Source organism: Mesorhizobium sp. M1A.F.Ca.ET.072.01.1.1 (assembly GCF_004023325.1).
Lineage (GTDB): Bacteria > Pseudomonadota > Alphaproteobacteria > Rhizobiales > Rhizobiaceae > Mesorhizobium.
This window is the reverse complement of record NZ_RZSF01000288.1, coordinates 1-8656: the sequence shown is the minus strand read 5'-3', so window position 1 is coordinate 8656 and position 8656 is coordinate 1. Positions and strand designations below refer to the sequence as shown.

The 8656-nt window shown below is 62.8% G+C and carries 6 protein-coding genes; 4 read left to right on the top strand and 2 right to left on the bottom strand.

Annotated elements, in window-relative coordinates; all coding sequences use genetic code 11:
* Together EOA32_RS28805 and EOA32_RS28800 are read left to right on the top strand one after the other, a co-directional pair.
* Positions 1 to 2130 (top strand): DUF6212 domain-containing protein (locus tag EOA32_RS28805; protein WP_128373523.1); only part of this gene is annotated, 2130 nt, incomplete at its 5' end.
* A 237-nt stretch (positions 2131 to 2367) separates the two neighbouring features.
* A complete protein-coding gene (locus tag EOA32_RS28800) occupies positions 2368 to 2658 on the top strand; it encodes a hypothetical protein (RefSeq protein WP_127215833.1) in 291 nt (96 codons plus the stop codon).
* A 33-nt stretch (positions 2659 to 2691) separates the two neighbouring features.
* On the opposite strand, the gene EOA32_RS28795 is transcribed toward EOA32_RS28800, so the two are convergent.
* A complete protein-coding gene (locus EOA32_RS28795) occupies positions 2692 to 3645 on the bottom strand; it encodes a glycosyltransferase family 2 protein (protein ID WP_189407444.1) in 954 nt (317 codons plus the stop codon).
* Positions 3646 to 3938: 293 nt separating this feature from the next.
* On the opposite strand from EOA32_RS28795, the gene EOA32_RS28790 reads away from it, so the two are divergent.
* Entirely contained in the window at positions 3939 to 7142 is a 3204-nt protein-coding gene (locus tag EOA32_RS28790) for a DUF6212 domain-containing protein (RefSeq protein ID WP_128373521.1), read from the top strand.
* A gap of 86 nt (positions 7143 to 7228) precedes the next feature.
* Positions 7229 to 8026 (top strand): OmpA family protein, encoded by a 798-nt coding sequence (locus EOA32_RS28785; RefSeq protein WP_128373520.1) that lies wholly within the window; start codon positions 7229 to 7231, stop codon positions 8024 to 8026.
* Positions 8027 to 8218: 192 nt separating this feature from the next.
* Here EOA32_RS28785 and EOA32_RS28775 read toward each other — a convergent pair.
* Positions 8219 to 8656 (bottom strand): DNA polymerase III subunit chi (locus EOA32_RS28775; protein WP_245499408.1); only part of this gene is annotated, 438 nt, incomplete at its 5' end.

The window sequence follows — 8656 nt, the reverse complement described above, 5'->3', positions numbered from 1 at the left end:
GTCTGTGCATCCGCCGCCCTGCGCCAATGGATGCTGTCGAGAGGCTGGAAGGTGCGGAAGGCGACGGTGCTGCCGCCACCGCTTCGGGCCGTCCGGACCAAAGCGCCGCAGCCACCCATCGCGAGCAAGGCGCGTGAGCTTGCCGCCCTGGCCGGATCGCGCTTTCGTGACGGGCTGACGCTGCTCTGCGACGCGCTCGACATCCTCGCGCAATCGGCGCCCGAAGGGCTGACCCTCACCGCGTTCGGTCCATTCGGCAAAATCATGGGCGAGCACAGCGGCGGACTGCTTCTGCGGCGCGCCGAACGTTGGCCGTTCCGGCTCAAGCTGTTGCCGCGCGCGACCCTCGAGGAGAGGCTCGACTACCTCGCACGCAGCGGCGCCTTGGCCGTTGTCCCTAGCCTTGCCGCATCGACCGGCGAGGCCGTTGGCGCATGCACCGCGGCAGGGCTGCCCTTCGTCGCAACCAATGCCGGCGCGAATGCCGAAGCCTGGAAGGCTCAAGCCGGCCAGCCGCCGCTGGTCGAGCCCGACGCGGCGCAATTGGCGGCCGCCATGCTGGCGGCGCTCGAGAAACCGCCCCGGCCACGGCGGGTCGATATGACGGACCCCTGCCGCAAGGCATGGTTGGATACACGCCATGTGCCCGCTGCCCGGAAGCGCATTCGCAAGCAGCCTCAACCGGCGCCCCTGGTTTCGGTGGTTATGGCGCATCGCAACCGGCCGCTCTATCTCAAACAAGCCATCGAAGCGGTCGAGGCGCAAACCTACGGCAATCTTGAACTGGTGCTGGTCGACGACGGAAGCGACCTGGAAGAAGCCAGGCAATTGCTGGATACTTTGGAACCAGGCTTCCGTAAGCGCGGATGGAGGATCCTGCGCCGGCCGCACAAGCATCTTGGCGCCGCCCGCAATGCCGGAGTGCGCGCCGCGCGCGGCGAACTGATCCTGTTCGTGGACGACGACAATGCGCTTTTTCCGGAAGCCGTCGAGCATTTCGTCCGTGGCATGGCGGCATCGGGCGCGGACATCTGTACGGCCTTCCAATTGCTCTTCTATGAGGATTTCGTGCCCGAGGACCGGGCCGACGGCCTGATCCAGTATCTGCCGCTTGGCGGCCCCGACGCGCTGGGCCTGATCCACAACGTCTATGGCGACGCCAATGCGATGGTGCGCCGGTCTGTTTTCTCGCAGATCGGATTTTGGCTTGAGGATCCCGGCTATGCCATGCACGACTGGGAGTTCTTCGCGCGGGCGTCACTCGCCGGGCTCAAGCTCAGGCCCATTCCAAAGCCGCTCTACTGGTACCGGTCAAAACCGGACGGCATGTTCCGCACGTCGAATTGGTACGACAACCGCTTGCCTGTCCTGGAGGCGTTCCGGACGCTGCGATCCGATGACACCCGGCTGCTCCACCAAATGGCCATCGCGCAGAACACGGCGCGTTCCGAAGTCGACAGCGCGCGCGAGAACCTGAAATATACGCCTGCCGATCGCAAATATCTGGCTCTCAGCGACCTCGAGCCGAACGGCGAGGCAGCGATCGAGACGCTCGCCGGCATCGCCGCTTCGGTCGGCCGCCACGATACTGCCACCGCCTTGCTTGGAGACGGTCTCGCCAGGCCGCAGCCAGACGCATCAGGCAGAGCCGTGGCGGCCGGCGCTTCAGGCGCGCTCGCTTACGACGCGCTGAGGAGCGCAAGGCTGCTTACGCCGCGCACTGCCGCGCTGCCGTTGTTGCTGGTGGCGCCCGACGGCGGCGTGTTCCTGCGCCCGCATGCGGAGGGTGCGGTCGCCGCATCGATCGATCACCAATTCCCGCCCTTCTTTCGCAGAATAGAGGCCGCCATCGAACTCGCCCATGCCGAGGCTCCGGCAATCGCGTTCGGCCTGGCGCTCGCCCGCCCGGACCGGCCTATAGACTGGCAGCAGGATGTCGGCGCGCAGACAATCGGCTTTTCCGGCTGGATGACGGTCCGCGACAGATTCGTGCGCCACGCCCTGGCGGCGACGGTCAATGTCAGGCGCAAGATGCCGCTTTCGATCGTGCTCGCGGTGCGCTTCGCGGAAGGACCGAACGGTGCTCCGAGCAACGCCTTCTTTCGGACGCTGACGGTGTTCAGCGACTAAAGCAGGACGTTCGAAATCTGAACTCGACATGCTGCCGGTTCGCCTGTTTTTCGGCGCCGCATTTCTGCGGCCACGACGCGATTCAGCCCCGTCGGCGAGAAATAGCCTTCACAGGCCCAAGCAGCCGCTCAAAGTTAACCATCTCTCAAGCCGATTTCTTCCGCTATGGTTGACAAATTGCTAACAAATCAATAGTATCAACAGCCTATGGGGTGTGTAGTGGCAAGGGTGGGCGTAATGCGTAAGATACAGTCGCTACTTCTGGGCGGACTCAGTCTGCTCGGGTTGAGCGTCGCGTTTTCGAATGCGGCGCAAGCGCAAATCGAAGTTGCTCCAATCAAGGAAGCCGAGCTCGCCTGCGAGCAGGCCCTCAAGATCGGCACCATCGAGGCGCTAGAGGACTACCTGCATCGTTATCCGAATGCGCCAACGGCCTGCAAAGCGCTTGCTTTGAACAGCCTGTCGCAGTTTGCCGGGGGCGGTGGGAACGGCAATGGCGGGGATGGCGGCGGCCGCTACGGCGGATAATTGCCGGCGGCATTTCGCCAATAGATCGTCAGATCAGCTGGCCGCGGTTTCGTGTAACCGCGGCCAGCCCGTCGCGACGAATTCGGCGTAGCGATCCGAGGTTTTCATCCAGCCGAGTTCCACGAGCTGGGCAGTGTCGCCGCGATAGCGCACGGACCGGTCGTTGCGAAGCGAGAGTTTCGGATTGCGCTCCAAGGCCTCCATATAGGCGGCGCGCTCTTCGAGCGTCTTTTCTTTCAGTTGCGCATTCTCGCCTAGCGAGGATGCCGATTTCTGCTGGAAGCCCCAAACAAATTTGAAGTGCAGCAGCGCGACGCGGAGTTCGCTGAACCGCACCTTGCTGATGGTGTGCTGCGCCGCGTGATAATGTGTGTCCCTGCTCCACCGCACGATCGGCACCTTGGTCAGGCACGGTGGAAAGGTCTGCTTGAAGCGGCCGCGCCAGAAAACGCGCTCGCGCACCCCGCCGAACATTTGCTCGGGAGGATAAAGTCCATCCCGCGCGCGCAGCCATCCCGGCTCCGGATCGAAATAGGAGGATGCGTCCACCAGAGGGATGCTGCCGTCGTAGCTGCACTCCGCCAACGGTCCGTCCGCGTACATGTCGATCATGGATCCGATCACAGCTTCGGCGCCGGTCGACTCGAGATAATTGAAAAGCCGGCGCAGGCTCACGCGCTCGAGATCGGGATAGACGAGAAGCTCGTCGGCATCGACGGACAGACACCAGTGGCCGGAACCGAACACGCGCATCAATGTGTTGATCCATCGCGGCGGGGTGATGTTCTCGGCGAAATGCGACCCCTCCGTGTGGAAACAATGGCTGTCCGGCTGCTCCAGGACTAGTTCTCGCGTCCCGTCCGTCGAGCCGTTGTCCAGGAAGAAGAACCGGTCGACTCCGAGCCTTCGATAATGTTCGAGAAGATGCGGCAGCAACGTCCTCTCGTTGCGCAGTGCAACGAAGCACAGAATCTCGTCCTTGCGCACGTCAAGCGGCCTATGGTCCAGCCGCTCAAGGTGTTTTGGAGGTCGATGGGCAAGCATGCGAACGCCAATCAATACGGTTTGCGCGAGGAGCCTGGACAGGCTTGCGATGATTATCCCGGTCAGACGATTATCAAAGTGTTATCCACCTGTTGGCAAGACTGCTGCGGCTGAGGATCGAGGGGGACCGATTGAAGGTTGGTTCGAAGACGGGCGCAATCTCTACGCCTAAGCGGCAGTCAAGCCACAAACCCCGCAGGGTGTGTGTCGTTTCCGAAGTCGAGTTCGGCTCGACGGTGACCGCTGATCCAGGGTCGGCGACGTATGCGCTGGCGCAGCACCTGGCGAAAATCGGCGACACGGTCACGCTGCTATGGGTGCCGAGCCCGCTCGGCAGCCAGCCCGACGAGCAGGAAATCGACAGGCTCGCCAAATGGAGCTTCGATAATTTCCTGGTGCGCCTCGAGCTGCTGCCGCGGTCACCCGAATTGCTGCGTGGCCTGGAGTCCAGCGACAAGAATTCCGTAGCCGTCTACCACTACCTCAAACAGAACCCCTTCGATGTCGTCTATTTCGCGCTTGAAGGCGGGCTGGCGCATTTCCCCACCGTCGCCAAGCGCACGGGTGTCTTTGCCGACCCTCCCATCCTCGTGGTGCTCGCGCATGGGCCGCTCATGTGGGATCTGGAGGCTAACGCCAGGGCGATCGAACGCAAGGAGCAGATGACCGTCGCCCATATGGAGAGGACCTCCGCCGAGACCTGCGACCATCTCGTCGTCACAGGCCAGTCCTTGCTCGACTGGATGACCAAGGCGGGGTGGAGACTGCCGGCCAGCCAGCACATCGCGACGCCGTTGCAGCCGGAGGAGTGGCGTTCGAACTTCGCCGTCGATCACTACCGACCCCGGGAAAAACCGGCCGCCGAGGTGGTTCATTTCTCGGGCACCAAGACGCGAAGCGGACTGACGCTGTTTTGCGACGCACTGGATCGCCTGGCCGAGAATGGCGTGACGGACCTGGCCGTGACGATCGTCGGCGCATTTGGTCATGTGCTCGGCGAGCATTCGGGCGGCATGATCCTGCGGCGCGCCCGGCATTGGCCCTTCAAGCTGAAACTGCTGCCCATCCGGGACGAGCCCGAGATCTTTCGTTACCTGCGGCAAAGCCATGCGCTGGTGGCAATCACGCACTCGGCCGCGCAGCTCCCGCTGGATGTGGTGACGTGCCTTGACGAGAAGATCCCGTTCGTCACGACGGACGTCGGCAGCATACGCGGGCTGCTTCGGCCGGAATCTGCCGAGGCGGTCATGGTGGAGGCATCCCCCTCCGCGATCGCGGGCAAGATCCAATCCGTGCTCGAGAGCCGCTCGTTCGGTCCGGCAAAACCGTTGCTTGACCGGGAAGCGCGCGAGAAGGCCTGGAGCAAACTGCACGTCAAATTGTGCCGACATCCGGCCAGAACCGACGGCCCAAGCCGGAACCGCAGCCGTCCGCCGCTGGTATCCATCATCACGGCGCACTACAATCGGGCGCGGCTGTTGCCGCAGGCGATTGCATCGGTCCGGCGCCAGGACTACCCCAATATCGAACTGATCGTCGTCGATGACGGCAGCACGGATCCGGATGCAATTCGGCTGCTCAATGACATCGAGCCCGAGTTCGAGCAGCGCGGCTGGCGGATCATCCGGCAGAAGAACGGCTTCCTCGGCAAAGCGCGCAACACCGGTATTCGCGCCGCCAAGGGGTCCTTTATCCTGTTCCTGGACGACGACAACGCTCTCTTCCCCAACGCGGTCAGCACGTTCGTGGCCGGCATGCAAAAGTCCGGCGCCGATATCTGCACGACTTTCGCCAAATGGCTCAACGAGCCCTTCGTGCCGCCGGACACCAAGAGCGGCTATATGCTCTACTTTCCGGTCGGCGGTCCGCCGGACATTGCGCTGATTACCAATCCGTATGGCGACGCCAATGCGATGTTCCGGCGCGAGGTGTTCGACAAGGTTGGCTACCTCAACGAGGAGCGCGGCTTTTCGGCGAGCGATTGGGAATTCTTCCTGCGCGCCGATCTCGCGGGTCTGGAAATCGTCACCGTGCCGGAGCCGCTGTACTGGTACCGGTCTTCGCCGGCCGGCATGAACCGCAATGCCGAGTGGCTGAGGAATCGCCGGCCGATCATCGATGTGTTTCGAAAGCACAAGTTCGCGCACACCGACATGTTCGTGCAGCTCGGCATCAGCTCGAACACTGCCGATCATGAGAAGGACCTCAACCTCTGGAACCTTGAACTGCGCGTCAAGGACGAACGGTATCTGCGGCTGAGCGCAGCCTCCCCCAACTCCGCGGACGCAGTGCAGTTGCTGGCCGAGATTGCGGCGCGAGAAGGCAGGGCCGATACGGCCATTTCGCTGCTCGCTCACGCCGGACGGTCCGACTTCACGCTGGGCGTCGTCGAACTGCTCAACGCCGCCGCTGAAGAAACAGTGCCGGAACTCCATTCCTCGCTCTACAGCGAGCGCTACCTCCCGGTCGAAGCCCTGCGCCGCGCCTATGTTGGCTCGCATCCGGCTGCCGATGCGGATCTCTTGAGCTATGTCGAGCAGTCGCCGGACCAGCTGTTTGTCCAAGCCACCGCCGGCACCGTCTCAATGGCGCTGCTGAAGGGCGTCTGTCCGGCGGGGACGATCAGCGCCAGCTGCTGGGTCTATCTCGATGAGGCACTGACCGCACCGGCGCAGTTCCAGATCGCGATCGTGGACGCGGAAAACCAGACCTTTGACCAGCTCGCCCGGCTCCTCGAGGATGGCGACGGGAACGGTTGGGCCGATGTCAGCCGCCCGCACGAACCACGCGAGATCGCAACGGGCGTCCACTCGCCTGCTCCCGGCAGACGCGACCTGCTGCTCGCCGTCAGATGCGGCGGCAATCGGCCGGACGCTCGGGTGCTCGGGGGCTTTTCAAGCATTCAGGTCCGAAATGTGGTTTCGACCGGCGGGAAGCACCCGCGTCTCAACGCGCCGCAAGAACGTCAACGCATGCGGCGGCTGACCGGCGAGGAGCTGAAGCGCGCAGCGCTTGTAACGAACTATCCGTCCGAGTTGCCGGCATTGCTGGTCGCCGGGGACAATGGCGGTATCTTTTTGCGGCCGAGCATCCATGGCCCGGTTGTCGCCGCCCTCAATTCGACTTTCCCGACCTTTGCCCGCAGTGTCATCGCCACGGTGGAGATCGCCCACGAGGATGCCTCGCCGTTCGAATTCGCCATGGCGCTGGGCCGGCCGGAAGAAAAACTGGTCTGGAAAAACGACACGCCGGTCGGCGCGCTGGCATTCTCCGGATGGACGCGGATTTCGAAACCTTTCGAGTTGCACGATTTGAAGGTTTCCGTCCGGGAGATCGACCGCAAATGGCTGACCATCTATCTGGCCATCAAACTGCCGCGCGGTTCGAAGCCGATGCCGTCCAACGCCTTCTGGCGCAAATTGCTGCTCGTCTGGGACTGAAGGGCGGGAGCCCGCCAATCGCGCGAACGTGACCTTTCATGGGTGCGAATCAGAGGTGCGAAGTGCGATAAGAACAGATCGGGTCAGTGTGGAAAGGCGCCAAAGAAATGAAAAGTATTGTCGGCCTTGTCCTGGGTCTTTTCATCATTCCCGTCAGCGCCGCATTTTTCACAGCCGCCGCCCAGGAGCGCGACGTCGGGCCGAAGTGCACCCAGTGGAACTCGTACCGCGTCCTGTTCAAAAAGGGCGATGGCAAGATTTCCGACGAAACCGCGAAAGGGCTGGCGGCATTCGTCAAGAACGCCGGTCGCGATTGCGGCTACCGGCTCTACGCGACGGCCAGCAAGGAAGGCGCGTACGACAAGGCGGACAGCATTGCCGGCCAAAGGCTGAACGCCACACGCGCGTTTCTGAAAGCGCAGGGCGTCAAGCCCGAAATGGTGCTGGCGCTTTCTCATTGGGTCGACGATAGCGCCAGCGATAAGAACCAGGCGCGGAGCGCTATCCTGTATACCTTGCCGAAGCAAGGGATCTCCTGCCGGCAGTATGAAAAGCGAAGCCCTGCCCAGGTCGCCCTCTTCTTCGACAGCAGATCCTCGGTGATTTCACCCCCGGTCAAACGCGACCTCGAGAAGTTCGCCAACAGCATCAAGGATTCGCGTTGCAACGTGGAACTGACGGCATTGGCCGCCAAGGAGATCACGGGCGCCAATGCGGCAAAGACGAACAAGGACCTGGCCAAGCAACGGATCAAGGCGATCATGGACATCATGACCGCGATTGGCATCGACAGCGACCGCCTCATCGATACGAATGTTGAGTATGTCGGCGACAAGAAGCCGAATACCGCCAAAAATCGCATGGCCACCGCATCGCTGATGTAGCGCGCCTGCCGCCGGCGAATGTTACGACTTTGAAACGCCACCCGTGCTCGGTGGGGAAATGTCCGTCGAGCAAATCAAGAAGACTTCTTCAGGGTCAAAGTGCATATCGCCGGCCAAATCCACCGACAGGTGAAGGACCTTCCGCCCGGCACGAAAATCAACAAGACAACGATGAGCGACCGCTGATCACCCTCACGCCTTGCGCTCCCAGCGACGGTCGGGCGTTTGCTGCCAGTAGGTCACCGCGTGGCCGGCTTCCTTCATCGTCTTCCAGTGGCTGCGCGCGCCTTCGAGCTGCGCCGCGTCGTGGCCGTCGAACAGGAAGACGGCGCGCTCGTAGCCCGAAAGCTCGGGCGGGTGCGCACCATCGACCAGGAAGCGGATCTGGGCAGCGTTGGGGTTGCCCTCCCCCGTGGTGAGCAGGATCGGCTGCTCGGCCGGATAGACTTCGCGGTCGGTGGCGTGCGCGAGGAAGGAGTCGTCGCGAAACGTCCACAAATGCTGGTCGAGCGCGTCCCGCCGTTCCTCCGTGCCGGTCTGCACGACCGCGCGCCAGCCGCGCTCGACACTGCGCTCGAGCAGGCCCGGCAGGGCTTCCTCAAGCGTCGATTCGGTCAGGTGGTAGAACAG